Here is a 24,141-nt window from a genome sequence, read left to right as displayed (position 1 = left end):
TTAGAGAATCTCCTCGACACTCTTGCCACGCTTGGCTGCAACCGAATCCGGAGACTGCATAGCCTTCAGACCTTTGAAAGTGGCATGAACCACGTTCACAGGGTTGGTGGAGCCGTAGCACTTGGCCAGAACGTTCTGAACACCAGCGACTTCCAGGACGGCACGCATGGCGCCACCAGCGATGATGCCGGTACCTTCGGAAGCAGGCTGCATGTAAACCTTCGAAGCGCCGTGGGCGGACTTCATGGCGTACTGCAGGGTGGTGCCGTTCAGATCAACTTGGATCATGTTGCGACGAGCAGCTTCCATCGCCTTCTGGATGGCAGCCGGCACTTCACGGGATTTGCCACGGCCGAAACCTACACGGCCCTTGCCATCACCCACCACGGTCAGCGCGGTGAAGGTGAAGATACGGCCGCCTTTAACGGTCTTGGCAACGCGGTTCACCTGAACCAGCTTCTCGATATAGCCTTCGTCGCGCTTTTGGTCGTTATTTGCCATAACTTAGAACTCCAGCCCGCCTTCACGAGCAGCATCAGCCAGCGCCTTGACGCGGCCGTGGTACTTGAAGCCAGAACGGTCGAATGCAACCTGGGTCACACCAGCGGCTTTCGCACGCTCGGCAACCAGCTCACCAACTTTCTTGGCCGCGTCGACGTTGCCGGTGGCGCCGTCACGCAGTGCTTTGTCCAAGGTAGAGGCGCTGGCCAGAACCTTGCTGCCGTCGGCCGAGATGACCTGGGCGTAGATGTGCTGCGAAGAGCGATACACGCACAGACGCACGGCTTCGAGCTCGTGCATTTTCAGGCGTGCTTTGCGAGCGCGACGCAGACGAGTAACTTTTTTGTCGGTCATTTCCTAGCCCCTTACTTCTTCTTGGCTTCTTTACGGCGGACGACTTCGTCAGCGTAACGAACACCTTTGCCCTTGTAAGGTTCAGGACGGCGGAAGTCACGAATCTCCGCGGCAACCTGACCAACCAGCTGCTTGTCGACACCCTTGATGAGGATCTCGGTCTGGTTCGGGGTTTCGGCCACAACGCCTTCCGGCAGTTGGTAGTCGATAGGGTGAGAGAAGCCCAACGCCAGGTTCAGCACCTGACCCTTGGCCTGCGCCTTGTAACCAACACCGATCAGCTGGAGCTTGCGCTCGAAGCCTTGGCTTACGCCGATGACCATGTTGTTAACCAGGGCGCGGGTAGTACCGGCCATCGCACGAGTCTGCTGGTCGCCGTTGCGAGCAGCGAAACGCAGCTCACCGGATTCCTGCAGCACTTCAACGGACGAGTGAACGTTCAGTTCCAGAGTGCCCTTGGCACCCTTCACCGAAAGCTGCTGACCGGCGAGCTTGATCTCTACACCAGCAGGCAGCTTGACGGGGTTCTTAGCAACGCGAGACATGCTTATCCCCCCTTAGAACACAGTGCAAAGCACTTCGCCGCCGACACCGGCAGCGCGCGCAGCGCGGTCCGTCATCACACCCTTGTTGGTGGAGACGATGGAAACACCGAGACCGCCGCGAACTTTCGGCAGATCATCGACGGATTTGTACTGGCGAAGGCCGGGACGGCTGACGCGCTTGACTTCTTCGATGACCGGACGGCCTTCGAAGTACTTCAGCTCGATGGACAGCTGCGGCTTTGCTTCGCCGCTGATCTGATAACCCGCAATATAACCTTCGTCTTTGAGAACTTTGGCTACAGCCACCTTCAGGGTAGAAGAAGGCATGCTTACGACGGACTTTTCAGCCATCTGGGCATTACGGATACGAGTTAGCATGTCCGCTAACGGGTCCTGCATACTCATGGGCTAGACGCTCCTGATACAAAAAGAATTAGCCTCTCGGCTAAAGAATCACCAGAGCTCACGGAAATCCGGGCTCAGGAGAGCCGGGCATTCTAGAGACTGATCAAAAATGAATCAAGCCCCAAAAGGGGCTTGATTCATATTGCTTGAACGCCGGAGCAGGCTCCGGCGTTTGCCGCTTCGGCTTACCAGCTGGCTTTGACCAGACCTGGTACGTCGCCACGCATGGCTGCTTCACGCAGCTTGATACGCGACAGACCGAACTTGCGGAATACACCGTGCGGACGACCGGTGATGCGGCAGCGGTTGCGCAGGCGCGAAGCGCTGGCATCACGTGGTTGCTTCTGCAGGGCGACGCTGGCTTCCCAACGGGCTTCTGGAGTTGCGTTCTGATCCACGATGATGGCTTTCAGCTCGGCACGCTTTTTGGCGTACTTGGCAACCGTGCGCTGACGCTTCAGCTCGCGGTTTTTCATGCTCGTCTTGGCCATGTTCCTACTCCAATCAGTTGCGGAACGGGAATTTGAAAGCACGCAGCAGAGCGCGGCCTTCGTCATCCGTACGGGCAGTGGTGGTCAGGGTGATGTCCAGACCACGCAGCGCATCGATCTTGTCGTAATCGATTTCCGGGAAGATGATCTGCTCTTTCACCCCCATGCTGTAGTTGCCGCGGCCGTCGAAGGACTTGGCATTCAGGCCGCGGAAGTCACGCACGCGCGGCAGGGAGATGGACAGCAGACGATCCAGGAACTCGTACATACGCTCGCGACGCAGAGTGACCTTGACGCCAATCGGCCAACCTTCACGAACCTTGAAACCTGCGATCGACTTGCGGGCATGAGTCACGACGACTTTCTGACCGGTGATCTTCTCGAGGTCGGCAACGGCGTTCTCGATGACTTTCTTGTCACCGATCGCTTCGCCCAGGCCCATGTTCAGGGTGATCTTGGTGATGCGCGGAACTTCCATCACGTTCGCCAGCTTCAGTTCTTCCTTCAGCTTGGGCGCGATTTCCTTCCGGTAAATCTCTTTCAGTCGTGCCATGGTGTTTTACCTATGATTCTCAAGCGCCAACCGGCTTCTGGGTGGACTTGAAGACACGAATTTTCTTGCCGTCTTCGACTTTGAAACCAACGCGGTCAGCCTTGTTGGTTTCGCTGTTGAAGATGGCAACGTTGGAAGCGTGCAGTGGCGCTTCTTTCTCGACGATACCGCCTTGAACGCCCGACATCGGGTTCGGCTTGGTATGACGCTTCACCAGGTTGATGCCACCGACGACCAGACGGTCGTCAGCGAGAACCTTGAGCACCTTACCGCGCTTACCTTTGTCTTTGCCGGCGATCACGATGATCTCGTCGTCACGACGAATCTTTTGCATGTCGGATCTCCTTAAAGCACTTCAGGGGCGAGCGAGACGATCTTCATGAACTTCTCGGTACGCAGTTCACGGGTCACTGGCCCGAAGATGCGGGTACCGATCGGCTCCTGCTTGTTGTTCAGCAGAACAGCAGCGTTGCCGTCGAAGCGGATGATCGAACCGTCGGCACGGCGAACGCCGTGACGGGTACGAACGACCACTGCGGTCATGACCTGACCTTTCTTCACTTTGCCGCGCGGAATTGCTTCCTTGACGGTGACCTTGATGATGTCGCCGATGCCGGCGTAGCGACGATGGGAGCCGCCCAACACCTTGATGCACATGACACGACGTGCACCGCTGTTGTCAGCCACATCGAGCATGGATTGAGTCTGAATCATAAAATTTCTCCGACCCTTAGCTCTTAGACTTCGACGGCGCGTTCGACGACTTCAACCAGAGCCCAGGACTTGGTCTTGGACTGCGGACGGGTTTCACGGATGGAAACCTTGTCGCCGATCTTGCACTGGTTGGATTCGTCGTGAGCGTGCAGCTTGGTCGAACGCTTGACGTATTTACCGTAGATCGGGTGCTTTACGCGACGCTCGATCAGAACGGTGATGGTCTTGTCCATCTTGTCGCTGACGACACGGCCGGTCAGCGTACGGACTGTTTTTTCAACTTCGGCCATGATCACTTACCTGCCTGCTGGTTGAGCACAGTTTTCACACGAGCGATGTCGCGCTTAACTTGCGAGAGCAGGTGAGACTGCCCCAACTGACCAGTTGCTTTCTGCATGCGCAGATTGAACTGGTCGCGCAGCAGGCCGAGCAGTTGCTCGTTCAGCTGCTCTGCGTTTTTTTCACGAAGTTCTTTCGCTTTCATCACATCACCGTCCGTTTAACAAAGGTGGTGGCGAGCGGCAGCTTTGCAGCAGCCAGGGCGAAAGCCTCACGCGCCAGCTCTTCGGAAACGCCTTCGATCTCGTACAGGACCTTGCCTGGCTGGATCTGGGCTACCCAATATTCAACGCCACCCTTACCTTTACCCATACGCACCTCGAGAGGCTTCTTGGTAACCGGCTTGTCCGGGAAAACGCGAATCCAGATCTTCCCGCCACGCTTGACGTGACGAGTCAGAGCACGACGAGCGGACTCGATCTGACGGGCGGTGAGACGACCGCGGGCAACGGACTTCAGGGCGAACTCGCCGAAGCTGACCTTGCTACCGCGCTGAGCCAGACCACGGTTGTGGCCGGTCATCTGCTTACGGAACTTCGTACGCTTTGGTTGCAACATGATGCGTACTCCTTATTTCTTAGCAGCTTTACGAGGCGCAGGTGCTTGCGGCTTCAGCTCTTCATGGCGGCCACCGATGACCTCGCCCTTGAAGATCCAAACCTTCACACCGATCACACCGTAGGTGGTGTGCGCTTCGTAGGTGGCATAGTCAATGTCAGCGCGCAGGGTGTGCAACGGCACACGACCTTCGCGGTACCACTCGGTACGTGCGATTTCCGCACCGCCGAGACGACCACTCACCTGGATCTTGATGCCCTTGGCACCAATACGCATGGCGTTCTGTACAGCGCGCTTCATGGCGCGACGGAACATAACGCGACGCTCCAGCTGCTGAGCTACGCTCTGCGCAACCAGCATACCGTCGAGCTCCGGCTTGCGGATCTCTTCGATATTGATGTGCACGGGCACACCCATTTGCTTGGTCAGGTCCTGACGCAGCTTCTCAACATCTTCACCTTTCTTGCCGATCACGATGCCGGGACGAGCGGTGTGGATGGTGATGCGTGCGGTTTGGGCCGGACGAGCGATGTCGACACGGCTTACGGACGCGCTTTTTAGTTTGTCGAGGAGATACTCACGCACCTTCAGATCAGCGAACAGGTAGTCCGCATAAGTCCGGCCGTCTGCGTACCAGACGGAGGTGTGATCCTTGACGATTCCCAGGCGAATGCCAGTGGGATGTACTTTCTGACCCATCTGATCGACTCCGTTACTTGTCCGCAACCTTGACAGTGATATGGCAAGACCGCTTGACGATGCGATCAGCGCGGCCTTTGGCACGCGGCATGATGCGCTTCAGCGAACGCCCTTCGTTGACGAAAACGGTGCTGACCTTCAGGTCATCAACGTCGGCGCCTTCGTTGTGCTCGGCGTTGGCCACGGCCGACTCCAGCACTTTCTTCATGATTTCCGCGGCTTTCTTACTGCTGAAAGCCAGCAGGTTGAGCGCTTCGCCCACCTTCTTCCCGCGGATCTGGTCGGCGACCAAGCGGGCTTTCTGGGCGGAGATGCGAGCGCCCGACAACTTAGCGGCTACTTCCATTTCCTTACCCCTTAACGCTTGGCTTTCTTGTCAGCCACGTGCCCACGATAAGTGCGGGTACCGGCGAACTCGCCCAGTTTGTGGCCGACCATGTCTTCGTTCACGAGAACGGGGACGTGTTGACGACCGTTATGCACGGCGATGGTCAGACCGACCATCTGCGGCAGAATCATCGAGCGACGCGACCAGGTTTTAACCGGCTTGCGATCGTTCTTTTCTGCTGCCACTTCGACCTTCTTCAGTAGGTGAAGATCGATAAAAGGACCTTTTTTCAGAGAACGTGGCACTGTCGTATCCCTCTAGTTACTTGCGACGACGGACGATCATGTTGTCGGTGCGTTTGTTACCACGAGTCTTCGCGCCCTTAGTCGGGAAGCCCCATGGAGACACCGGATGACGACCACCAGAGGTACGACCTTCACCACCACCGTGTGGGTGGTCGACCGGGTTCATGGCAACACCACGAACGGTCGGGCGAACGCCACGCCAGCGCTTGGCACCAGCTTTACCCAGCGAACGCAGGCTGTGCTCGGAGTTCGAGACTTCGCCCAGGGTCGCGCGGCATTCGGCCAGCACTTTACGCATTTCACCGCTGCGCAGACGCAGGGTGACGTAGACGCCTTCACGAGCGATCAGCTGAGCCGAAGCACCAGCGGAACGAGCGATCTGAGCACCTTTGCCCGGCTTCAGCTCGATACCGTGAACGGTCGAACCTACCGGAATGTTACGCAGCGGCAGGCTGTTGCCGGCCTTGATCGGCGCCATCGAACCTGCAACCAGCTGATCGCCGGCGCTCACACCCTTCGGTGCGATGATGTAACGACGCTCACCGTCGGCGTATTTCAGCAGAGCGATGTGCGCGGTACGGTTCGGGTCATATTCAACGCGCTCGACAGTGGCAGGAATGCCATCTTTGTCGTTGCGACGAAAATCGACCAGACGGTAATGCTGCTTGTGACCACCACCGATATGACGGGTGGTGATACGGCCGTTGTTGTTACGACCGCCAGACTTCGACTTCTTCTCGAGCAGTGGAGCATGAGGAGCGCCTTTGTGCAGCTCCTGATTGACCACCTTGACCACAAAACGGCGGCCCGCGGAAGTCGGTTTGCATTTAACGATTGCCATGATGCACCCCTTCCTTACTCAGCACTGCTGGTGGCGAAATCGAGATCCTGGCCTGGCTGAAGGGAGATGATCGCCTTCTTCCAGTCGTTACGCTTGCCCAGACCGCGAGCGGTGCGCTTGCTCTTGCCCAGAACGTTCTGGGTAGTGACATGCTGAACCTTCACGCTGAACAGGCTTTCGACGGCCTTCTTGATTTCCAGCTTGGTTGCGTCAGTCGCAACTTTGAAAACGAACTGGCTTTTCTTGTCTGCCAGAGTCGTGGCCTTCTCGGAGATGTGCGGGCCAAGCAGCACTTTGAATACGCGTTCCTGGTTCATCCCAGCAGCTCCTCGAATTTCTTCACGGCAGAAACGGTAACCAGTACCTTTTCATACGCGATCAGACTGACCGGATCGGAACCCTGCACGTCACGAACGTCGACGTGTGGCAGGTTGCGAGCAGCCAGGTACAGATTTTGATCTACAGCGTCGGAGACGATCAGAACGTCGCTCAGACCCAGACCATTCAGCTTGCCCAGCAGCTCTTTGGTTTTCGGAGCTTCGACAGCGAAGTCTTCTACCACTACCAGACGGTCGCTACGGACCAGCTCAGCAAGAATCGAACGGATCGCAGCGCGATACATCTTCTTGTTCAGCTTCTGATCATGGTTCTGCGGACGTGCTGCGAAGGTCACACCACCGCCACGCCAGATCGGACCACGGGAAGTACCGGCACGCGCACGGCCAGTACCCTTCTGACGCCACGGGCGCTTACCGCCACCGGAAACGTCGGAACGAGTCTTCTGCTGCTTGCTGCCCTGACGGCCGCCAGCCATGTAGGCGACGACAGCTTGGTGAACCAGGGTCTCGTTGTAGTCGCCACCGAAAGTCGCATCGGAGACTTCGATCGCTTGAGCGCCATTTACATTTAATTGCATGTCAGCTTCCCCTTAACCGCGAGCCTTGGCAGCCGGACGCACAACCAGGTTGCCGCCAGTAGCGCCAGGAACGGCACCCTTGACCAGCAGCAGGTTGCGTTCAGCATCCACGCGCACTACTTCCAGGGACTGCACAGTCACGCGCTCAGCACCCATGTGACCGGACATTTTCTTGCCCTTGAATACACGGCCCGGCGTCTGGCACTGGCCAATCGAACCCGGAACGCGGTGGGACACGGAGTTACCGTGGGTATTGTCTTGGCCGCGGAAGTTCCAACGCTTGATGGTACCGGCGAAGCCTTTACCTTTGGACTGACCGGTCACGTCGACCAGTTGACCAGCTTGGAAGATTTCAGCGTTGATCAGATCGCCAGCCTGGTAGTCGCCTTCTTCAAGACGGAATTCCAGAACGGTACGACCTGCCGCGACGTTCGCCTTGGCGAAGTGACCGGCTTGAGCCTTGCTGACACGAGAAACGCGACGCTCGCCGACAGTGACTTGCACTGCACGATAGCCATCGGACTCCTCAGTTTTGAACTGGGTGACGCGATTCGGCTCGATCTCAATGACCGTGACCGGAATGGAGACACCTTCTTCGGTGAAAATGCGGGTCATGCCGCACTTACGACCGACTACACCAATAGTCATGTTGTAACCTCATGAGTGTACGGGGCTTTCACCCGCTATGGCCGCCCATTTCAGAGCGTTACACGACTAAAACCGCCAGGTTTTAGCCGAGGCTGATCTGCACTTCCACGCCAGCCGCAAGATCGAGCTTCATAAGAGCATCAACGGTTTTATCCGTTGGCTGGACGATGTCCAGTACGCGCTTATGAGTGCGGATTTCGTACTGATCGCGCGCGTCTTTGTTGACGTGTGGCGAAGTCAGAACGGTGAACCGCTCTTTGCGAGTTGGCAGAGGAATCGGACCACGCACCTGAGCACCAGTACGTTTCGCGGTTTCCACGATTTCCTGGGTTGATTGATCGATCAGGCGATGGTCAAAAGCCTTCAACCGTATACGGATTTGTTGGTTTTGCATTTTGACCTCAGATTCCAAGCTGCGATTCCCAGTCAACGGACGCAATACGCCCGTTAAAAGGAGGCGTGATTCTATAGACGCCCCCTGGGAGTGTCAACCCGGTTAGAAAATAACCAGCGGATATCTTCCACCCATAAAAAAGCCCCCGCTAGGCGGGGGCTCCCTGTGGATCAGATCAGACGATCACTCGACGATCTTGGCAACCACGCCGGCACCAACGGTACGACCACCTTCGCGAATGGCGAAGCGCAGGCCGTCTTCCATGGCGATCGGCTTGATCAGGGTGACAACCATCTTGATGTTGTCGCCCGGCATTACCATCTCAACGCCTTCCGGCAGTTCGCACGAACCGGTCACGTCAGTGGTACGGAAGTAGAACTGCGGACGGTAGCCCTTGAAGAACGGGGTGTGACGACCACCTTCTTCTTTGGACAGAACGTACACTTCAGCTTCGAACTTGGTGTGCGGCTTGATGGTGCCCGGCTTGGCCAGAACCTGACCACGCTCTACGTCGTCACGCTTGGTGCCGCGCAGCAGAACGCCACAGTTCTCACCAGCACGACCTTCGTCGAGCAGCTTGCGGAACATCTCGACACCGGTGCAGGTGGTCTTGGTGGTAGCACGCAGACCAACGATCTCGATTTCTTCCTGGATCTTGACGATACCGCGCTCTACACGACCGGTAACAACGGTACCGCGGCCGGAGATCGAGAATACGTCTTCGATCGGCATCAGGAACGGACGGTCGATGGCACGAACCGGCTCAGGGATGTAGGTATCCAGAGTCTCGACGAGCTTCTTGACGGCAGTGGTGCCCATCTCGTTGTCGTCCTGGCCGTTCAGAGCCATCAGCGCCGAACCGATGATGATCGGGGTGTCGTCGCCCGGGAAGTCGTAGGTGCTCAGCAGATCGCGAACTTCCATCTCGACCAGTTCCAGCAGCTCAGCGTCGTCTACCATGTCAGCCTTGTTCAGGAAGACAACGATGTACGGAACGCCTACCTGACGGGACAGCAGGATGTGCTCACGGGTCTGCGGCATCGGACCATCAGCGGCCGAGCAAACCAGGATCGCGCCGTCCATCTGGGCAGCACCAGTGATCATGTTCTTGACGTAGTCAGCGTGACCCGGGCAGTCAACGTGCGCGTAGTGACGAATGTTGGAATCGTACTCTACGTGGGCAGTGTTGATGGTGATACCACGAGCCTTCTCTTCCGGAGCGCTGTCGATCTTGTCGAAGTCGACGCGAGCCGAACCGAATACTTCGGAGCAGACGCGAGTCAGAGCAGCGGTCAGAGTGGTTTTGCCATGGTCAACGTGACCGATGGTGCCAACGTTGACGTGCGGTTTGTTACGTTCGAATTTTTCTTTAGCCACGACAGTGAACCTCTTGCCTAAAGGGCTGAATCAGCCTTGTTTTTTAACCAGAGCTTCGACGATGTTCGCCGGAGCCTCGGAGTACTTGGAGAATTCCATGGAGTAGCTTGCGCGACCCTGGGACATGGAGCGAACGTCGGTTGCGTAACCGAACATCTCACCCAGCGGAACCTCGGCACGGATAACCTTACCGGAAACCGAGTCTTCCATACCCTGGATCAGACCACGACGACGGTTCAGGTCACCCATCACGTCACCCATGTAGTCCTCAGGGGTTACCACTTCTACTTTCATGATCGGCTCAAGCACAACACCGCCGCCCTTCTGGGCCAGCTGCTTGGTCGCCATGGAAGCTGCCACCTTGAACGCCATCTCGTTGGAGTCGACGTCATGGTAGGAACCGTCAAACACGGTCGCCTTCAGGCCGATCAGCGGATAACCGGCAACGACGCCGTTCTTCATCTGCTCTTCGATACCCTTCTGGATGGCCGGGATGTATTCCTTCGGAACCACACCGCCCACGACTTCGTTGACGAATACCAGACCTTCCTGACCTTCGTCTGCCGGCGCGAAGCGAATCCAGCAGTGACCGAACTGACCACGACCACCGGACTGACGAACAAACTTGCCTTCGATTTCGCAGTTCTTGGTGATCTTCTCGCGGTAGGAAACCTGCGGCTTGCCGATGTTGGCTTCGACGTTGAATTCGCGCTTCATGCGGTCAACGAGGATGTCCAGGTGCAGCTCACCCATACCGGAGATGATGGTCTGGCCAGTCTCTTCGTCGGTCTTGACGCGGAACGACGGGTCTTCCTGAGCGAGTTTGCCCAGTGCGATACCCATCTTCTCCTGGTCAGCCTTGGTCTTCGGCTCAACGGCTACCGAGATAACCGGCTCCGGGAAGTCCATACGCTCGAGGATGATTGGCTTGTCGGCGTTGCACAGGGTGTCACCAGTGGTGACGTCCTTCATGCCGATCAGTGCAGCGATGTCGCCAGCGCGCACTTCCTTGATCTCTTCACGCTGGTTGGCGTGCATCTGAACCATACGGCCAACGCGCTCTTTCTTGCCCTTGACCGAGTTGATGACGGAGTCACCGGAGGTCAGGAAGCCCGAATAGACGCGGACGAAGGTCAGCGTACCCACGAACGGGTCGGTCGCGATCTTGAACGCCAGAGCCGAGAACGGCTCGTCGTCGGAAGCGTGACGCTCGTCGAAGTCGGCGTCGACCAGCTCTTCCTTCGGCTTCTCGATCAGATCAGGGTGGATACCCTTGATCGCCGGGATTTCGGTAGGAGCGGGCAGGAAGTCGATGACCGCGTCGAGAACCAGGGGAACGCCCTTGTTCTTGAACGAGGAACCGCAGACGGCCGGAACGATTTCGCTGGCCAGGGTGCGCAGGCGCAGACCGGCTTTGATTTCCTCGACGGAGAGCTCGCCCTCTTCGAGGTACTTGTTCATCAGCTCTTCGTTGGCTTCGGCAGCGGCTTCGACCATGTTGCTGCGCCACTCGTTGGCGAGCTCGAGCATTTCCACCGGAATCTCTTCCTCGCGGTAGGTGGTGCCCTTGTCGTCATCGTTCCAGTAGATGGCCTTCATCTTGATCAGGTCGACCTGACCTTCGAAGTTCTCTTCTGCACCAATGGCCAGCTGGATCGGCACCGGAGTGTGGCCCAGACGGTTCTTGATCTGACCGACGACGCGCAGGAAGTTGGCACCCGCACGGTCCATCTTGTTGACGTAGACAACGCGCGGTACGCCGTACTTGTTGGCCTGACGCCATACGGTTTCCGACTGCGGCTCAACGCCCGAAGTACCACAGAACACCACGACGGCGCCGTCGAGTACGCGCAGCGAACGTTCTACTTCAATGGTGAAGTCAACGTGGCCGGGGGTATCGATGACGTTTACGCGGTAGTTGTCGTACTGACCACGGGAACCTTTCCAGAAGGTGGTAACGGCAGCGGAGGTAATGGTGATACCGCGCTCCTGCTCCTGCACCATCCAGTCGGTAGTGGCTGCACCGTCATGCACCTCACCCATTTTGTGGCTGAGACCTGTGTAGAACAGGATCCGCTCGGTAGTCGTGGTCTTGCCCGCATCGACGTGCGCGCAAATACCAATGTTACGGTAGCGGTTAATTGCTGTATTACGAGCCATAAAGCCCTCGCAAATTGAGTGATGCCGGATTTAGAAACGGTAGTGCGAGAACGCTTTGTTGGCCTCGGCCATACGGTGCACGTCTTCACGCTTCTTGACTGCGGCGCCTTTGCCTTCGGCGGCGTCCAGCAGTTCACCAGCCAAACGCAGTGCCATGGACTTCTCGCCACGCTTACGGGCGAAATCCACCAGCCAGCGCATGGCCAGAGCGTTACGACGGGACGGACGAACTTCGACCGGAACCTGGTAAGTAGCACCGCCTACACGGCGCGACTTCACTTCGACCAGCGGAGCGATGGCGTCGAGAGCTTTCTCGAAGATTTCCAGGGGATCGCTGTTCTTACGCTCTTTAACCTTGTCCAGGGCGCCATAAACGATACGCTCGGCAACGGCTTTCTTGCCGCTTTCCATCACGTGGTTCATGAACTTGGCCAGGATTTGGCTTCCGTATTTTGGATCGTCAAGCACTTCGCGCTTGGCTGCTACACGACGTCTTGGCATTTGATAAGCCCTCAAACGGTCTTCAGGTTAGCCCGGAACTGCAACCATCTGGTTACGCCCGACCTTACTCTTATCGACTCAATAAAATTAGAAACTGCATTCAATACCGGCGGCCGATCACTTCGGACGCTTGGTACCGTACTTCGAACGACCCTGGTTACGGCCTTTGACACCCGAGGTGTCCAGCGAGCCGCGAACGGTGTGGTAACGCACACCTGGCAAGTCTTTTACACGACCGCCACGGATCAGCACGACGCTGTGCTCTTGCAGGTTGTGGCCTTCACCGCCGATGTACGAGGAAACCTCGAAACCGTTGGTCAGGCGTACACGGCAAACTTTACGCAGTGCCGAGTTAGGTTTTTTCGGCGTGGTGGTATACACGCGAGTGCATACGCCACGACGCTGGGGGCAGTTCTGCAGCGCAGGTACGTCGGATTTCTCGACGATACGCTTGCGCGGCTGACGCACCAGCTGGTTGATAGTTGCCATCTACTAGCTCCACTGTCCGTCTTTCGACGCTATTTATTTACACCATAAATAAATGGCAGGGCTGAAGCCCTGCCATATTTAGGGGTGCATGAGTCTAAAGAGACTCGTCACCCCAGTCAAGATACGTGACCCGGCCGCCAGGCAGCCGGGTCGCGCTCTCAATTTTCGCTGGAGTTCAGCGCTTCGGTCAGCGCTGCTTCCACTTCGCTGGCGCTGACGCGCATCGGCTTCTCGGCATCACGCTTGCGCTTGCGCTCGCTGTGATAGGCCAGACCGGTACCCGCCGGGATCAGACGACCCACGACCACGTTCTCCTTCAGGCCACGCAGGAAGTCGCGCTTGCCAGTGACCGCCGCTTCGGTAAGGACGCGGGTGGTTTCCTGGAAGGATGCCGCCGAGATGAACGACTCGGTGGACAGCGACGCCTTGGTGATACCCAGCAGTACGCGGGTGTACTTGGCCACGAACTTGTCCTCTTCGACCAGGCGCTCGTTCTCGCCCAGTACCTGAGTCAGCTCCATCTGGTCGCCCTTGATGAAGCTGGAGTCGCCGGCTTCGCTGATCTCGACCTTGCGCAGCATCTGACGCAGGATGGTCTCGATGTGCTTGTCGTTGATCTTCACGCCCTGCAGACGGTAAACGTCCTGGATCTCGTTGACGATGTACTTGGCCAGCGCGCTGACGCCCAGCAGACGCAGGATGTCGTGCGGATCGCTCGGGCCGTCGGAGATGACTTCGCCCTTGTTGACCTGCTCACCTTCGAACACGTTGAGGTGACGCCATTTCGGGATCAGCTCTTCGTACGGATCGCTGCCATCGGTCGGGGTGATGACCAGACGGCGCTTGCCCTTGGTCTCCTTGCCGAACGAGATGGTGCCGCTGATTTCCGCCAGGATCGAAGCTTCCTTCGGACGACGTGCCTCGAACAGGTCGGCAACGCGCGGCAGACCACCGGTGATGTCACGGGTCTTCGAGGTTTCCTGCGGGATACGGGCGATAACGTCACCGACCGCGATCTGCGCACCGTCCGCCACGCCGACCAGGGCGTTGGCAGGCAGGAAGTACTGGGCCGGTACGTCGGTACCCGGCAGCAGCAGTTCCTTGCCGTTGGCGTCGACCATCTTGATCGCCGGACGAATGTCCTTGCCAGCAGCCGGACGATCCTTCGGATCGAGGACCTCGATGTTGGTCAGACCGGTCAGTTCGTCGGTCTGGCGCTTGATGGTGATGCCCTCCTCCATGCCGACGAAGGTCACGGTACCCTTCATTTCGGTCACGATCGGGTGGGTGTGCGGGTCCCACTTGGCAACGATGGCGCCGGCTTCGACCTTGTCACCTTCCTTCACGGAAATGACCGCACCGTACGGCAGCTTGTAGCGCTCGCGCTCGCGACCGAACTCGTCGGCAACGGCCAGCTCACCGGAACGCGAAACCGCGATCAGGTTGCCGTCCAGACGCTCGACGTGCTTGAGGTTGTGCAGACGAATCGCACCACCGTTCTTCACCTGGACGCTGTCGGCAGCCGATGTACGGCTGGCGGCACCACCGATGTGGAAGGTACGCATGGTCAGCTGGGTACCCGGCTCACCGATCGACTGGGCCGCGATAACGCCGACGGCTTCACCGATGTTGATCTGGTGACCACGAGCCAGGTCGCGACCGTAGCACTTGGCGCAGATGCCGTAGCGGGTTTCACAGCTGATCGGCGAACGCACGACCACTTCGTCGATGCTGTTCAGCTCGATGAACTCGACCCACTGCTCGTCGACCAGGGTACCGGCCGGAACGATGACGTCCTCGGTGCCCGGCTTGAACACGTCACGGGCGATGACACGGCCCAGTACGCGCTCACCCAGCGGCTCGACCACATCGCCGCCTTCGATGTGCGGGGTCATGTGCAGACCCTGGTCGGTGCCGCAGTCGATCTCGGTCACGACCAGATCCTGGGCCACGTCGACCAGGCGACGGGTCAGGTAACCGGAGTTCGCGGTCTTCAGTGCGGTATCCGCCAGACCTTTACGCGCACCGTGAGTGGAGATGAAGTACTGCAGTACCGACAGGCCTTCACGGAAGTTCGCGGTGATCGGCGTCTCGATGATCGAGCCGTCCGGCTTGGCCATCAGGCCACGCATACCGGCCAGCTGGCGGATCTGCGCAGCGGAACCACGCGCACCGGAGTCGGCCATCATGTACATGGAGTTGAAGGACTCCTGGTCGACTTCGTTACCTTCGCGGTCGATGACCTTCTCTTTCGAGAGGTTGGCCATCATCGCCTTGGAGACTTCGTCGTTGGCCTTCGACCAGAGGTCGATCACCTTGTTGTACTTCTCGCCCTGGGTAACCAGGCCGGAGGCGTACTGCGATTCGATTTCCTTCACTTCCTCGGTGGCGGCGTCGATGATGCGCGCCTTCTCGTCCGGGATGACGAAGTCGTTCACGCCGATCGACACACCGGAGATGGTCGAGTAGGCGAAACCGGTGTACATCAGCTGGTCGGCGAAGATGACGGTGTCCTTCAGACCCACGGTGCGGTAGCACTGGTTGATCAGACGGGAGATCGCCTTCTTCTTCATCGACTGGTTGACCACGTCGAACGACAGGCCAGCCGGCACAACCTGGAACAGCAGCGCGCGGCCGACAGTGGTGTCGACGATGCGGGTGTTCTTGACCAGGCTGCCGTCCTTCTGCTTGACGGTCTCGTTGATGCGCACCTTGACCTTGGCGTGCAGCGAGGCTTCGCCAGCGCGGAATACGCGATCGACTTCCTGCAGGTCGGCGAACACGCGACCTTCGCCCTTGGCGTTGATGGCTTCACGGGTCATGTAGTACAGACCCAGTACCACGTCCTGCGACGGCACGATGATTGGCTCACCGTTGGCGGGCGACAGGATGTTGTTGGTCGACATCATCAGCGCGCGCGCTTCGAGCTGGGCTTCCAGCGTCAGCGGCACGTGCACGGCCATCTGGTCACCGTCGAAGTCGGCGTTGTAAGCCGCACAAACCAGCGGGTGCAGCTGGATGGCTTTACCTTCGATCAGGACCGGCTCGAACGCCTGGATACCCAGACGGTGCAGAGTCGGTGCACGGTTGAGCAGTACGGGGTGTTCGCGAATCACTTCGGCGAGAACGTCCCACACTTCCGGCAGCTCGCGCTCGACCATCTTTTTGGCTGCCTTGATGGTGGTCGCCAGACCACGCATTTCCAGCTTGCCGAAAATGAACGGCTTGAACAGTTCCAGAGCCATCTTCTTCGGCAGACCGCACTGGTGCAGGCGCAGAGCCGGACCTACGGTAATTACCGAACGGCCGGAGTAGTCAACGCGCTTACCGAGCAGGTTCTGACGGAAACGACCCTGCTTACCCTTGATCATGTCGGCCAGGGATTTCAGAGGACGCTTGTTCGAACCGGTGATGGCGCGACCGCGACGACCGTTGTCGAGCAGGGCGTCGACCGCTTCCTGCAGCATGCGCTTTTCGTTGCGCACGATGATGTCCGGCGCGGACAGATCGAGCAGGCGCTTGAGACGGTTGTTACGGTTGATGACGCGGCGATACAGGTCGTTCAGGTCGGAGGTCGCGAAGCGGCCGCCGTCCAGCGGAACCAGCGGACGCAGGTCTGGCGGCAGAACCGGCAGAACGGTCAGCACCATCCACTCTGGCAGGTTGCCGGAACCCTGGAAGGCTTCCATCAACTTCAGACGCTTGGACAGCTTCTTGATCTTGGTTTCCGAGTTGGTCTGCGGAATCTCTTCGCGCAGGCGACCGATCTCGTGCTCCAGGTCGATAGCGTGCAGCAGCTCGCGAACGGCCTCGGCACCCATGCGGGCGTCGAAGTCGTCACCGAACTCTTCCAGCGCTTCGAAGTACTGCTCGTCGTTGAGCAGCTGGCCCTTCTCGAGGGTGGTCATGCCCGGATCGATCACCACGTAGCTCTCGAAGTAGAGCACACGTTCGATGTCACGCAGGGTCATGTCCATCAGCAGGCCGATACGGCTCGGCAGGGACTTCAGGAACCAGATGTGGGCAACGGGAGATGCCAGTTCGATGTGCGCCATGCGCTCACGACGAACCTTGGCCAGGGCGACTTCGACGCCGCACTTCTCACAGATCACACCACGGTGCTTGAGGCGCTTGTACTTGCCGCACAGGCACTCGTAATCCTTGACCGGGCCAAAGATCTTGGCGCAGAACAGGCCGTCACGCTCGGGCTTGAACGTACGGTAGTTGATGGTTTCCGGCTTTTTAACTTCACCGAACGACCACGAACGGATCATCTCAGGCGAAGCAAGACCGATGCGAATGGCATCGAACTCTTCGACTTGACCCTGGTTTTTCAGCAAATTCAGTAGGTCTTTCAAGGCCTTTCCTCCTGGCGGAGCAGGCAGCGGGATTTTCGCCCCGCTGCCGATTCACGTCGTGTTATTCGGTTTCCAGATCGATGTCGATACCGAGCGAACGGATCTCTTTGATCAACACGTTGAAGGACTCGGGCATGCCCGGCTCCATGCGGTGATCGCCATCCACGATGTTCTTGTACATCTTGGTACGGCCGTTCACGTCGTCCGACTTGACGGTCAACATCTCCTGCAGGGTGTAGGCGGCGCCGTAGGCTTCCAGCGCCCAGACCTCCATCTCCCCGAAGCGCTGACCACCGAACTGCGCCTTACCACCCAGCGGCTGCTGGGTAACCAGGCTGTAGGAGCCCGTGGAACGCGCGTGCATCTTGTCGTCCACCAGGTGGTTCAGTTTCAGCATGTACATGTAACCGACCGTGGTCGGGCGCTCGAACTGGTTGCCGGTACGGCCGTCGAACAGGCGCATCTGGCCGCTCTCCGGCAGATCAGCCAGCTTCAGCATGGCCTTGATTTCGCTTTCCTTGGCACCGTCGAACACCGGGGTCGCCATCGGCACGCCCTTGCGCAGGTTGTTGGCCAGAGCCAGCACTTCCTGGTCGCTCAGCTCGTCGAGGCTTTCCTGACGACCACCGATCTCGTTGTAGATCTCGTTCAGGAAGCCGCGCAGTTCAGCGATCTTGCGCTGCTCCTCGAGCATCAGGTTGATCTTCTCGCCCAGGCCCTTGGCCGCCAGGCCCAGGTGGGTTTCGAGGATCTGACCGACGTTCATACGCGACGGTACGCCCAGCGGGTTGAGGACGATGTCCACCGGCGTGCCATTGGCATCGTGTGGCATGTCTTCGACCGGCATGATCACCGAGACCACACCCTTGTTACCGTGACGACCGGCCATCTTGTCACCCGGCTGGATGCGACGGCGGATGGCCAGGTAGACCTTGACGATCTTCAGGACGCCCGGTGCCAGGTCATCGCCCTGCTGCAGCTTGCGCTTCTTGTCTTCGAACTTGTCGTCGAGCAGCTGACGGCGGTCGGAAATGTAGGCCTGGGCCTTTTCCAACTGCTCGTTCAGGGCATCGTCGGCCATGCGCAGCTTGAACCACTGGCCACGCTCCAGGCCGTCGAGCACTTCGTCAGTGATCTCGGCGCCTTTCTTCAGGCCAGCGCCGCCTTCGGCGACCTTGCCGACCAGGGCCGCGCGCAGACGCTCGAAGGTCGCGCCTTCGACGATGCGGAACTCTTCGTTCAGGTCCTTGCGGATCTCGTCCAGCTGGCTCTTCTCGATCGACAGGGCGCGCGCATCGCGCTCCACGCCGTCACGGGTGAAGACCTGTACGTCGATGACGGTACCCTTGGTGCCGGTCGGCACACGCAGGGAGGTGTCCTTAACGTCGCTGGCCTTCTCGCCGAAGATCGCGCGCAGCAGCTTCTCTTCCGGGGTCAGCTGGGTCTCGCCTTTCGGGGTGACCTTACCGACCAGGATGTCGCCCGGGCCGACTTCGGCGCCGACGTAGACGATACCGGCTTCGTCGAGCTTGTTCAGTGCAGCCTCACCCACGTTCGGGATGTCCGCAGAGATTTCCTCTGGGCCGAGCTTGGTGTCACGGGCCACACAGGTCAGTTCCTGGATGTGGATCGTGGTGAAGCGGTCTTCCTGAACCACGCGCTCGGAGAGCAGGATGGAGTCTTCGAAGTTGTAACCGTTCCACGGCATGAACGCGACGCGCATGTTCTGACCCAGCGCCAGTTCACCCATGTCGGTGGACGGGCCGTCGGCCATGATGTCGCCACGCGCAACCACGTCACCCTTCTGCACCAGCGGACGCTGGTTGATGCATGTGTTCTGGTTGGAGCGGGTGTATTTGGTCAGGTTGTAGATGTCCACACCGGCTTCACCGGTTTCGACTTCGTCATCGGCAACACGAACCACGATACGGCTGGCGTCGACGGAGTCGATCACACCACCGCGACGAGCGACCACGCAGACACCGGAGTCACGGGCGACGTTGCGCTCCATGCCGGTACCGACCAGCGGCTTGTCCGAACGCAGGGTCGGCACGGCCTGACGCTGCATGTTCGAGCCCATGAGAGCACGGTTGGCGTCGTCGTGCTCGAGGAACGGGATCAGCGAGGCAGCGACGGAAACGACCTGCTTCGGCGAAACGTCCATCAGGGTGACGTCTTCCGGCGCCTTGACGGTGAACTCGTTCAGGTGACGCACGGCAACCAGCTCGTCGATCAGCTGACCCTTGTCGTTCAGGGTCGCGGACGCCTGGGCGATCACGTGGTCGGCTTCTTCGATGGCGGACAGGAACACGATCTCGTCGGTGACCTGACCTTCCTTGACCACACGGTACGGGCTTTCCAGGAAGCCGTACTGGTTGGTGCGGGCGTAGGCCGCCAGGGAGTTGATCAGACCGATGTTCGGACCTTCCGGCGTTTCGATCGGGCACACGCGGCCGTAGTGGGTCGGGTGTACGTCACGGACTTCGAAGCCGGCGCGTTCACGGGTCAGACCGCCCGGGCCGAGTGCGGAGACGCGGCGCTTGTGGGTGATCTCGGAGAGCGGGTTGTTCTGGTCCATGAACTGGGAAAGCTGGCTGGAACCGAAGAACTCCTTCACCGCCGCCGCAACCGGCTTGGCGTTGATCAGGTCCTGCGGCATCAGGCCTTCGCTTTCGGCCATCGACAGACGTTCCTTGACCGCGCGCTCGACACGCACCAGGCCAACGCGGAACTGGTTCTCGGCCATCTCGCCGACGCAACGTACACGGCGGTTACCCAGGTGGTCGATGTCATCGACGATGCCTTTGCCGTTACGGATGTCGACCAGGGTCTTGAGCACTTCGACGATGTCTTCGCGGCTCAGCACGCCCGAACCTTCGATTTCGGTACGACCGATACGACGGTTGAACTTCATGCGGCCAACGGCGGACAGGTCGTAACGCTCGGCGCTGAAGAACAGGTTGTTGAACAGGGTCTCGGCGGCATCCTTGGTGGGTGGCTCGCCAGGACGCATCATGCGATAGATCTCGACCAGCGCTTCGAGCTGGTTGGTGGTGCTGTCGATCTTCAGCGTGTCGCTGATGAACGGACCACAGTCGATATCGTTGGTGTACAGGGTCTCGATGCGAACGACCTGAGCCTTGGCGATCTTGGCCAGCAGCTCGACGCTCAGCTCGGTGTTGCACTCGGCGAGGATTTCGCCGGTGGCCGGGTGCACGATCGCCTTGGCGGTGGTGCGGCCGATCAGGTAGTCGAACGGTACGTCCAGCTCCTTGATGCCAGCCTTGTCCAGCTGGTTGATGTGGCGAGCGGTAATACGACGACCCTGCTCGACGATCACCTTGCCGCTGCCATCCTTGATGTCCTGGCTGGCAATCTCACCGCGCAGGCGCTGTGGCACCAGCTCCAGGCTCAGGCCTTCGGCTTTCACATGGAAAACGTTGGTGGTGTAGAAGGCATCGAGCACTTCTTCGGTGCTGTAGCCCAGCGCGCGCAGCAGCACCGAGGCCGGCAGCTTGCGGCGACGGTCGATACGCACGAATACCGCGTCCTTCGGGTCGAACTCGAAGTCCAGCCAGGAGCCACGGTAAGGAATGATGCGCGCGGAATACAGCAGCTTGCCCGAGCTGTGCGTCTTGCCACGGTCGTGGTCGAAGAACACACCCGGGGAACGGTGCAGCTGGGAAACGATCACACGCTCGGTACCGTTGATGACGAAGGTACCGTTCTCGGTCATGAGCGGAATTTCGCCCATGTACACTTCCTGCTCTTTGATGTCCTTGATCGCTTTGTTCGACGATTCTTTGTCGAAAATGATCAGGCGCACTTTCACGCGCAGCGGAACGGCAAAGGTCACGCCGCGCAGCACGCACTCTTTGACGTCGAACGCCGGCTCACCCAGGCGGTAGCCGACGTATTCCAGAGCAGCGTTGCCGGAGTAGCTGATGATCGGGAATACAGATTTGAAGGCCGCATGCAGGCCGATGTCGCGGAACTGTTCCTTGCTCGCGCCTTGCTGCAGGAATTCGCGGTACGAATCCAGCTGGATGGCCAGGAGGTAAGGCACATCCATGACATCCGGCAACTTGCTAAAGTCCTTGCGGATACGTTTTTTCTCAGTGTATGAGTAAGCCATCAGCGTTCCCCAGCTTGGTCACCTGCTTATTTGGCTTCTCCGACGGGAGCAGCCAGAAACTCGTGCAAACCCTAGGTTTGCGCCACCTCGTTGGTGGGTCTTTCACGTCCTGGGCCGGGGCTGTGGAACAGCCGAGCTAGAACGGAAAAAGGCCGGTGGCAATAGCCACCAGCCGTCAGCCTTGTGCGAGTCGCGCGGGCTGTAGACGCAAGGTCGTCGCTTACTTGAGCTCGACTTTGGCGCCTGCTTCTTCCAGAGCTTTCTTGGCAGCTTCGGCTTCGTCTTTCGACACGCCTTCTTTGACCACGCCAGGAGCGCCGTCAACCACTGCTTTGGCTTCTTTCAGGCCCAGACCGGTCAGCTCGCGAACGGCCTTGATCACGTTCACTTTCTTGTCGCCAGCTTCAGCCAGGACAACGGTGAACTCGGTTTGCTCTTCAGCAGCGGCAGCAGCACCAGCAGCCGGGCCAGCAGCAACAGCGGCAGCAGCGGTAACGCCGAAGGTTTCTTCCATCGCCTTGATCAGCTCGACGATTTCCATAACGGATTTCTGGCCGATCGCTTCGATGATTTGCTCGTTAGTCAGAGACATGACTATGAATTCCTGTATTGGGGTGACGGCCTACGCGACCATCAAATTAAACATGTGATTTCGAAAGTGCTTATGCGGCCTTAGGCAGCAGCGGCTTCTTTCTGGTCGCGAATGGCTGCCAGGGTGCGAGCGAGCTTGCTGGTGGCGCCTTGGATAACGCTCATCAGCTGTGCGATACCCTCGTCGCGGGTCGGCAGGCTTGCCAGTACGTCGATCTGATTGGCTGCAAGGTACTTGCCCTCGAACGCAGCGGCTTTGATCTCGAACTTGTCCTGACCCTTGGCGAAGTCCTTGAACAGACGGGCAGCAGCGCCCGGGTGCTCGTTGGAGAACGCAATCAGGGTCGGGCCTTTGAACACGTCGTTGAGCACGTCGTACTGAGTGCCTTCAACGGCGCGCTTGAGCAGGGTATTACGTACGACACGTACGTATACGCCAGCTTCGCGGGCCTCTTTACGGAGTCCGGTCATAGCGCTTACGGTCACGCCACGGGCATCAGCCACGACAGCGGACAGGGCAGCTTTGGCAGCCTCGTTGACTTCAGCGACGATGGCCTTCTTGTCTTCGAGTTTAATTGCCACGGGTTTACTCCTGGATGTTACCGTTTCGCCCGGCCTGAGCCGGACGGCGTTTTGGTGTCTGATTCGGTAAGAATCGGGAGCACCATCTGCGTAGGGCTGAAGATCGCTCTTCGGGTTTGAGGCTTGCGCCCCCTACGGTCTTGGATAGCCCCCGCCAGGCAGGGACCCCAATTTTTTCGCGGCACACGCACCAGGTGCGTGCGCCGTTATGCATTAAGCGTCCAGCGAACCTTGGTCGATCAGCAGACCCGGGCCCATGGTGGTGCTCAGGGTCACGCGCTTGACGTAGACGCCTTTCGAGGTCGACGGCTTCAGGCGCTTGAGATCGGCCAGCAGAGCTTCCACGTTCTGCTTCAGCTTGTCGGCTTCGAAGCCAACCTTGCCGACGGAACCGTGGATGATGCCGTTCTTGTCGGTACGGAAACGTACCTGACCAGCCTTGGCATTCTTCACTGCAGTGGCGACGTCCGGGGTCACGGTGCCGACTTTCGGGTTGGGCATCAGGCCGCGCGGGCCGAGTACCTGGCCCAGCTGGCCAACAACGCGCATGGCGTCCGGGGAAGCGATGACCACGTCGTAGTTCAGGTCGCCGCCTTTCATTTCGGCAGCCAGGTCGTCCATGCCTACGCGGTCAGCACCGGCAGCCAGAGCAGCTTCAGCGCCCGGACCCTGGGTGAACACGGCAACGCGAACGGTTTTGCCGCTGCCGTTGGGCAGAACGGTGGCACCACGAACGACCTGATCGGATTTACGCGGGTCGACGCCGAGGTTGATCGAGATATCGACCGACTCGGAGAACTTGACGGCGGAAATTTCGGCCAGCAGCGCAGCAGCATCGTTGAAGCTGTAGGCTTTGCCCGGCTCGATCTTGGCTGCGATAGCCTTTTGGCGCTTGGTCAGCTTAGCCATTACACACCCTCCACGTTGAGGCCCATGCTACGAGCAGAACCGGCGATGGTGCGCACGGCTGCATCCATATCAGCTGCAGTCAGATCGGCCTGCTTGGTCTTGGCGATCTCTTCGAGCTGGGCACGGGTAACGGTGCCAACCTTGACAGTGTTCGGACGGGCCGAACCGCTGGTCAGGCCTGCTGCTTTCTTCAGCAGCACGGAAGCCGGGGTGCTCTTGGTTTCGAACGTGAAGCTACGGTCACTGTAAACAGTGATGATCACTGGAGTCGGCAGACCAGGTTCCATGCCCTGGGTCTTGGCGTTGAACGCCTTGCAGAATTCCATGATGTTGACGCCGTGCTGGCCCAGAGCGGGACCGACGGGTGGCGACGGGTTGGCCTGACCGGCCTTTACTTGCAGCTTGATATAAGCCGTGATTTTCTTAGCCATTAGCTACTCCAGTTACG

The 24,141-nt window shown here is 58.9% G+C and carries 29 protein-coding genes; all 29 read right to left on the bottom strand.

From position 1 onward, the window contains the following. The 29 genes from rpsE to rplK all read right to left on the bottom strand — a co-directional run bounded on the left by rpsE (position 1) and on the right by rplK (position 24,124). Positions 1 to 501: a 30S ribosomal protein S5 gene (gene rpsE, locus K8U54_RS13815; RefSeq protein WP_013789768.1), complete on the bottom strand. Its 501-nt coding sequence runs from the start codon at positions 499 to 501 to the stop codon at positions 1 to 3. A gap of 3 nt (positions 502 to 504) precedes the next feature. Then, a complete protein-coding gene (rplR, locus tag K8U54_RS13810) occupies positions 505 to 855 on the bottom strand; it encodes a 50S ribosomal protein L18 (RefSeq protein ID WP_003293038.1) in 351 nt (116 codons plus the stop codon). Between the two features lie 11 nt (positions 856 to 866). Then, on the bottom strand, positions 867 to 1,400 hold the full coding sequence (gene rplF / locus K8U54_RS13805; RefSeq protein ID WP_013789767.1) for a 50S ribosomal protein L6: 534 nt from the start codon (positions 1,398 to 1,400) through the stop codon (positions 867 to 869). Positions 1,401 to 1,412: 12 nt separating this feature from the next. Next, entirely contained in the window at positions 1,413 to 1,805 is a 393-nt protein-coding gene (gene rpsH / locus K8U54_RS13800; protein ID WP_013789766.1) for a 30S ribosomal protein S8, read from the bottom strand. A 185-nt stretch (positions 1,806 to 1,990) separates the two neighbouring features. Next, entirely contained in the window at positions 1,991 to 2,296 is a 306-nt protein-coding gene (rpsN, locus tag K8U54_RS13795; RefSeq protein WP_013789765.1) for a 30S ribosomal protein S14, read from the bottom strand. A 13-nt stretch (positions 2,297 to 2,309) separates the two neighbouring features. After that, positions 2,310 to 2,849: a 50S ribosomal protein L5 gene (gene rplE / locus K8U54_RS13790; protein ID WP_013789764.1), complete on the bottom strand. Its 540-nt coding sequence runs from the start codon at positions 2,847 to 2,849 to the stop codon at positions 2,310 to 2,312. Between the two features lie 19 nt (positions 2,850 to 2,868). Continuing rightward, positions 2,869 to 3,183: a 50S ribosomal protein L24 gene (gene rplX, locus K8U54_RS13785; protein ID WP_003463290.1), complete on the bottom strand. Its 315-nt coding sequence runs from the start codon at positions 3,181 to 3,183 to the stop codon at positions 2,869 to 2,871. Between the two features lie 11 nt (positions 3,184 to 3,194). Continuing rightward, positions 3,195 to 3,563: a 50S ribosomal protein L14 gene (gene rplN / locus K8U54_RS13780; RefSeq protein WP_002555479.1), complete on the bottom strand. Its 369-nt coding sequence runs from the start codon at positions 3,561 to 3,563 to the stop codon at positions 3,195 to 3,197. Between the two features lie 23 nt (positions 3,564 to 3,586). Next, complete coding sequence (gene rpsQ, locus K8U54_RS13775) at positions 3,587 to 3,853, bottom strand: 30S ribosomal protein S17 (protein ID WP_003243904.1); 267 nt, start codon at positions 3,851 to 3,853, stop codon at positions 3,587 to 3,589. 2 nt (positions 3,854 to 3,855) lie between these two features. Further along, entirely contained in the window at positions 3,856 to 4,047 is a 192-nt protein-coding gene (rpmC, locus tag K8U54_RS13770; protein WP_013789763.1) for a 50S ribosomal protein L29, read from the bottom strand. After that, positions 4,047 to 4,460 (bottom strand): 50S ribosomal protein L16, encoded by a 414-nt coding sequence (rplP, locus tag K8U54_RS13765; protein ID WP_003243901.1) that lies wholly within the window; start codon positions 4,458 to 4,460, stop codon positions 4,047 to 4,049. Before rplP ends, rpmC begins: the two co-directional genes overlap by 1 nt. Before the next feature lie 12 nt (positions 4,461 to 4,472). After that, positions 4,473 to 5,159 (bottom strand): 30S ribosomal protein S3, encoded by a 687-nt coding sequence (gene rpsC, locus K8U54_RS13760; RefSeq protein WP_013789762.1) that lies wholly within the window; start codon positions 5,157 to 5,159, stop codon positions 4,473 to 4,475. Between the two features lie 13 nt (positions 5,160 to 5,172). Then, positions 5,173 to 5,505 carry a 50S ribosomal protein L22 gene (gene rplV / locus K8U54_RS13755; protein ID WP_003103908.1) on the bottom strand — a complete coding sequence of 111 codons (333 nt, stop codon included), beginning with the start codon at positions 5,503 to 5,505 and terminating at the stop codon, positions 5,173 to 5,175. 11 nt (positions 5,506 to 5,516) lie between these two features. Next, entirely contained in the window at positions 5,517 to 5,792 is a 276-nt protein-coding gene (gene rpsS / locus K8U54_RS13750) for a 30S ribosomal protein S19 (protein ID WP_013789761.1), read from the bottom strand. A gap of 16 nt (positions 5,793 to 5,808) precedes the next feature. Next, positions 5,809 to 6,633 carry a 50S ribosomal protein L2 gene (gene rplB, locus K8U54_RS13745; RefSeq protein ID WP_013789760.1) on the bottom strand — a complete coding sequence of 275 codons (825 nt, stop codon included), beginning with the start codon at positions 6,631 to 6,633 and terminating at the stop codon, positions 5,809 to 5,811. A 14-nt stretch (positions 6,634 to 6,647) separates the two neighbouring features. Then, a complete protein-coding gene (rplW, locus tag K8U54_RS13740) occupies positions 6,648 to 6,950 on the bottom strand; it encodes a 50S ribosomal protein L23 (RefSeq protein ID WP_013789759.1) in 303 nt (100 codons plus the stop codon). Further along, entirely contained in the window at positions 6,947 to 7,549 is a 603-nt protein-coding gene (rplD, locus tag K8U54_RS13735) for a 50S ribosomal protein L4 (protein ID WP_013789758.1), read from the bottom strand. Before rplD ends, rplW begins: the two co-directional genes overlap by 4 nt. Positions 7,550 to 7,561: 12 nt before the next feature. Next, the gene (rplC, locus tag K8U54_RS13730) at positions 7,562 to 8,197 is read right to left on the bottom strand and encodes a 50S ribosomal protein L3 (RefSeq protein WP_013789757.1); all 636 of its coding nucleotides are present in this window, start codon (positions 8,195 to 8,197) and stop codon (positions 7,562 to 7,564) included. 82 nt (positions 8,198 to 8,279) lie between these two features. Next, a complete protein-coding gene (rpsJ, locus tag K8U54_RS13725; RefSeq protein ID WP_013789756.1) occupies positions 8,280 to 8,591 on the bottom strand; it encodes a 30S ribosomal protein S10 in 312 nt (103 codons plus the stop codon). A 183-nt stretch (positions 8,592 to 8,774) separates the two neighbouring features. After that, positions 8,775 to 9,968 (bottom strand): elongation factor Tu, encoded by a 1,194-nt coding sequence (gene tuf, locus K8U54_RS13720; protein WP_013789746.1) that lies wholly within the window; start codon positions 9,966 to 9,968, stop codon positions 8,775 to 8,777. 30 nt (positions 9,969 to 9,998) lie between these two features. After that, on the bottom strand, positions 9,999 to 12,128 hold the full coding sequence (fusA, locus tag K8U54_RS13715) for an elongation factor G (RefSeq protein WP_249906365.1): 2,130 nt from the start codon (positions 12,126 to 12,128) through the stop codon (positions 9,999 to 10,001). Positions 12,129 to 12,158: 30 nt separating this feature from the next. Beyond that, complete coding sequence (rpsG, locus tag K8U54_RS13710; protein WP_010490886.1) at positions 12,159 to 12,629, bottom strand: 30S ribosomal protein S7; 471 nt, start codon at positions 12,627 to 12,629, stop codon at positions 12,159 to 12,161. A gap of 117 nt (positions 12,630 to 12,746) precedes the next feature. Further along, the gene (rpsL, locus tag K8U54_RS13705; RefSeq protein ID WP_003186084.1) at positions 12,747 to 13,118 is read right to left on the bottom strand and encodes a 30S ribosomal protein S12; all 372 of its coding nucleotides are present in this window, start codon (positions 13,116 to 13,118) and stop codon (positions 12,747 to 12,749) included. Positions 13,119 to 13,276: 158 nt separating this feature from the next. Beyond that, entirely contained in the window at positions 13,277 to 17,476 is a 4,200-nt protein-coding gene (gene rpoC, locus K8U54_RS13700; protein ID WP_249906364.1) for a DNA-directed RNA polymerase subunit beta', read from the bottom strand. A 61-nt stretch (positions 17,477 to 17,537) separates the two neighbouring features. Continuing rightward, positions 17,538 to 21,611: a DNA-directed RNA polymerase subunit beta gene (rpoB, locus tag K8U54_RS13695; RefSeq protein ID WP_249906363.1), complete on the bottom strand. Its 4,074-nt coding sequence runs from the start codon at positions 21,609 to 21,611 to the stop codon at positions 17,538 to 17,540. A gap of 220 nt (positions 21,612 to 21,831) precedes the next feature. Then, positions 21,832 to 22,203 (bottom strand): 50S ribosomal protein L7/L12, encoded by a 372-nt coding sequence (gene rplL, locus K8U54_RS13690; RefSeq protein ID WP_027904610.1) that lies wholly within the window; start codon positions 22,201 to 22,203, stop codon positions 21,832 to 21,834. Positions 22,204 to 22,283: 80 nt separating this feature from the next. Beyond that, positions 22,284 to 22,784: a 50S ribosomal protein L10 gene (rplJ, locus tag K8U54_RS13685; protein WP_070887122.1), complete on the bottom strand. Its 501-nt coding sequence runs from the start codon at positions 22,782 to 22,784 to the stop codon at positions 22,284 to 22,286. 213 nt (positions 22,785 to 22,997) lie between these two features. After that, entirely contained in the window at positions 22,998 to 23,693 is a 696-nt protein-coding gene (rplA, locus tag K8U54_RS13680; protein ID WP_070887121.1) for a 50S ribosomal protein L1, read from the bottom strand. Continuing rightward, positions 23,693 to 24,124, bottom strand: coding sequence for a 50S ribosomal protein L11 (gene rplK, locus K8U54_RS13675; protein ID WP_013789749.1), 432 nt, complete (start codon positions 24,122 to 24,124; stop codon positions 23,693 to 23,695). The genes rplA and rplK overlap by 1 nt, the downstream gene beginning before the upstream one ends. Between the last annotated feature and the right edge of the window lie 17 nt (positions 24,125 to 24,141).

The organism is Pseudomonas fulva (genome assembly GCF_023517795.1).
In the GTDB taxonomy this organism is placed as follows: domain Bacteria; phylum Pseudomonadota; class Gammaproteobacteria; order Pseudomonadales; family Pseudomonadaceae; genus Aquipseudomonas; species Aquipseudomonas fulva_D.
This window is presented reverse-complemented; position numbering and strand designations above follow the sequence as displayed.

What these genes read in the sequence shown, in the direction of transcription:
- rpsE (WP_013789768.1), bottom strand. Translation starts at nt 501, where the DNA reads ATGGCAAATAACGACCAAAAGCGCGACGAAGGCTATATCGAGAAGCTG.
- rplR (WP_003293038.1), bottom strand. Translation starts at nt 855, where the DNA reads ATGACCGACAAAAAAGTTACTCGTCTGCGTCGCGCTCGCAAAGCACGC.
- rplF (WP_013789767.1), bottom strand. Translation starts at nt 1,400, where the DNA reads ATGTCTCGCGTTGCTAAGAACCCCGTCAAGCTGCCTGCTGGTGTAGAG.
- rpsH (WP_013789766.1), bottom strand. Translation starts at nt 1,805, where the DNA reads ATGAGTATGCAGGACCCGTTAGCGGACATGCTAACTCGTATCCGTAAT.
- rpsN (WP_013789765.1), bottom strand. Translation starts at nt 2,296, where the DNA reads ATGGCCAAGACGAGCATGAAAAACCGCGAGCTGAAGCGTCAGCGCACG.
- rplE (WP_013789764.1), bottom strand. Translation starts at nt 2,849, where the DNA reads ATGGCACGACTGAAAGAGATTTACCGGAAGGAAATCGCGCCCAAGCTG.
- rplX (WP_003463290.1), bottom strand. Translation starts at nt 3,183, where the DNA reads ATGCAAAAGATTCGTCGTGACGACGAGATCATCGTGATCGCCGGCAAA.
- rplN (WP_002555479.1), bottom strand. Translation starts at nt 3,563, where the DNA reads ATGATTCAGACTCAATCCATGCTCGATGTGGCTGACAACAGCGGTGCA.
- rpsQ (WP_003243904.1), bottom strand. Translation starts at nt 3,853, where the DNA reads ATGGCCGAAGTTGAAAAAACAGTCCGTACGCTGACCGGCCGTGTCGTC.
- rpmC (WP_013789763.1), bottom strand. Translation starts at nt 4,047, where the DNA reads ATGAAAGCGAAAGAACTTCGTGAAAAAAACGCAGAGCAGCTGAACGAG.
- rplP (WP_003243901.1), bottom strand. Translation starts at nt 4,460, where the DNA reads ATGTTGCAACCAAAGCGTACGAAGTTCCGTAAGCAGATGACCGGCCAC.
- rpsC (WP_013789762.1), bottom strand. Translation starts at nt 5,159, where the DNA reads ATGGGTCAGAAAGTACATCCCACTGGCATTCGCCTGGGAATCGTCAAG.
- rplV (WP_003103908.1), bottom strand. Translation starts at nt 5,505, where the DNA reads ATGGAAGTAGCCGCTAAGTTGTCGGGCGCTCGCATCTCCGCCCAGAAA.
- rplB (WP_013789760.1), bottom strand. Translation starts at nt 6,633, where the DNA reads ATGGCAATCGTTAAATGCAAACCGACTTCCGCGGGCCGCCGTTTTGTG.
- rplW (WP_013789759.1), bottom strand. Translation starts at nt 6,950, where the DNA reads ATGAACCAGGAACGCGTATTCAAAGTGCTGCTTGGCCCGCACATCTCC.
- rplD (WP_013789758.1), bottom strand. Translation starts at nt 7,549, where the DNA reads ATGCAATTAAATGTAAATGGCGCTCAAGCGATCGAAGTCTCCGATGCG.
- rplC (WP_013789757.1), bottom strand. Translation starts at nt 8,197, where the DNA reads ATGACTATTGGTGTAGTCGGTCGTAAGTGCGGCATGACCCGCATTTTC.
- rpsJ (WP_013789756.1), bottom strand. Translation starts at nt 8,591, where the DNA reads ATGCAAAACCAACAAATCCGTATACGGTTGAAGGCTTTTGACCATCGC.
- fusA (WP_249906365.1), bottom strand. Translation starts at nt 12,128, where the DNA reads ATGGCTCGTAATACAGCAATTAACCGCTACCGTAACATTGGTATTTGC.
- rpsG (WP_010490886.1), bottom strand. Translation starts at nt 12,629, where the DNA reads ATGCCAAGACGTCGTGTAGCAGCCAAGCGCGAAGTGCTTGACGATCCA.
- rpsL (WP_003186084.1), bottom strand. Translation starts at nt 13,118, where the DNA reads ATGGCAACTATCAACCAGCTGGTGCGTCAGCCGCGCAAGCGTATCGTC.
- rpoB (WP_249906363.1), bottom strand. Translation starts at nt 21,611, where the DNA reads ATGGCTTACTCATACACTGAGAAAAAACGTATCCGCAAGGACTTTAGC.
- rplL (WP_027904610.1), bottom strand. Translation starts at nt 22,203, where the DNA reads ATGTCTCTGACTAACGAGCAAATCATCGAAGCGATCGGCCAGAAATCC.
- rplA (WP_070887121.1), bottom strand. Translation starts at nt 23,693, where the DNA reads ATGGCTAAGCTGACCAAGCGCCAAAAGGCTATCGCAGCCAAGATCGAG.
- rplK (WP_013789749.1), bottom strand. Translation starts at nt 24,124, where the DNA reads ATGGCTAAGAAAATCACGGCTTATATCAAGCTGCAAGTAAAGGCCGGT.